This window comes from Stenotrophomonas maltophilia group sp. RNC7, from assembly GCF_030910085.1.
GTDB lineage: Bacteria > Pseudomonadota > Gammaproteobacteria > Xanthomonadales > Xanthomonadaceae > Stenotrophomonas > Stenotrophomonas sepilia.
In genome coordinates, this window is sequence record NZ_JAVFVN010000078.1 from 1 (window position 1) to 1,580 (window position 1,580).

The window sequence follows — 1,580 nt, forward strand, 5'->3', positions numbered from 1 at the left end:
GCGTGAGGCAACCCGCGTCGGCTCCATTGCCGGGATCGAGGCAAGCCATGTCCACGCATCGACCTGGCTTGGCGATCCCGATGCCAATGTCGATCTTCGCGTGAAGCGTCCGCTCGCCGTGCGCGTCAAGGTGCCGATGGAAACCTATCGCGGCATAATGGAAACGCGCGCGGCGCTGGTGCGGGAAATGGACGAACGCCTGAGCGGGTTCGACATGTTCGCGACACCCGCCACGCCGATCGTTGCCCCGACGATTGCTTCGGTCAGCGATGATGAGGCCGAATATGACCGAGTGGAAGGGCTTCTGCTGCGTGATACGCAGGTTGGAAACCAGTTCGACCTGTGCAGCATCACCGTGCCGATGCCGGGCATGTCCCTGCCGACCGGCTTCATGCTCACCGCACGCGGCGGCACCGATAAAAGACTGCTGGCGGCTGCCTTGTCGGTTGAGAAACTTTTACGCTGATTCTTTCGCCAGCTCTGCCTCACCCCTTATGCGCGCCACCATGGCGCGCAGGCCGTTGGAGCGCTGCGGCGTCAGATGTTCGTCGAGGCCGAGCTTTTTGAGAATGGCTTCCGGCTCAATCGTCAGGATTTCCGACGCCTTGCGGCCCGAATAAAGCGCCAGCACGATGGCCACCAGACCGCGCACGATATGCGCATCGGAATCGCCCAGAAACTCCATGATCGGATCGTTGCCGCCTTGCGGCAGCGTCTTCAGCCAGACCTGGCTGACACAGCCCTGCACCTTGTGCGCGGCATCGCGCGCATCGTCGGGATAGGGCGGCAGTTCCTTGCCGAGATCGATGACATAGCGATAGCGGTCTTCCCAATCGTCGAGAAATTCGAAATCGGACATGATGCTATCGATGGTCGTGGTCATGGTACTCGCCTGAAAGAAGTTTCTTGCCGCTTATATAGTGATGAAACGCCGCGAGGTCACGGAAAACCAGAGCATGATTCCGAAAAGTGGAAACCGGTTTTCGGGTAAAATCATGCTCAAACAAAAGCCTGGCGCATGATTCCGAAAAGTGGGAGCCGGTTTTCGGGTAAAATCATGCCCGAACAAAAGCCTGAACCATGATGGCGTTTCAACTTGAAAAAATCCCGCTCTAACGCCCAATCGCGCCGGTCGAGCGGCGATCCAGTGTGCGAAGGGCTTCTTCCCGCGGGGTCGGGATGGGAATGCCGGTTGCCGCCTGCACGGCTGGCGATGCTGCCGGTTCCGCTTTCGCCGGCGGTTGCGGCTTGGTGCCGAAGCGGTCGCTCAGGTATTCGAGCGCAACCCGGCTTCCTTCCAGCAGGCCGCTTCCGGCACTGGACACAAGCGACGTTCCGTTCTGGCAGAAGGAAGGATTGTCGATACAAAGCTTGCCCAGTTCCACGGCGGTTTTGCCGTTGGCGAGAAGCTGGTCGATGGAATCCGGCTCCCGCGTGGTGCCTGTCATGGCGGGCTTTTCCTGCGGGGTGTTCTGCTCATCTGCAGGGAAGATGCGTGGCATCACGAGGAATGCCAGCGTCAGCCAGAATGCGGATTTGATGAGAAAACGGATCATTGCCTTGCTTTAGTTGCGGTGTAT

3 protein-coding genes are annotated in these 1,580 nt (G+C 59.2%); 1 reads left to right on the forward strand and 2 read right to left on the reverse strand.

Annotated features, from left to right (window positions below):
- Window positions 1-466, forward strand: a 466-nt coding sequence (locus tag RCF13_RS00670; RefSeq protein ID WP_308140716.1) for a hypothetical protein, incomplete at its 5' end; no start/stop codon positions are given.
- On the opposite strand, the gene RCF13_RS00675 is transcribed toward RCF13_RS00670, so the two are convergent.
- Window positions 458-883 (reverse strand): SufE family protein, encoded by a 426-nt coding sequence (locus tag RCF13_RS00675; RefSeq protein ID WP_308140717.1) that lies wholly within the window; start codon window positions 881-883, stop codon window positions 458-460. The two genes, RCF13_RS00670 and RCF13_RS00675, sit on opposite strands and share 9 nt — an antisense overlap.
- Window positions 884-1,112: 229 nt before the next feature.
- The gene (locus tag RCF13_RS00680; RefSeq protein WP_151656268.1) at window positions 1,113-1,556 is read right to left on the reverse strand and encodes a hypothetical protein; all 444 of its coding nucleotides are present in this window, start codon (window positions 1,554-1,556) and stop codon (window positions 1,113-1,115) included.
- Between the last annotated feature and the right edge of the window lie 24 nt (window positions 1,557-1,580).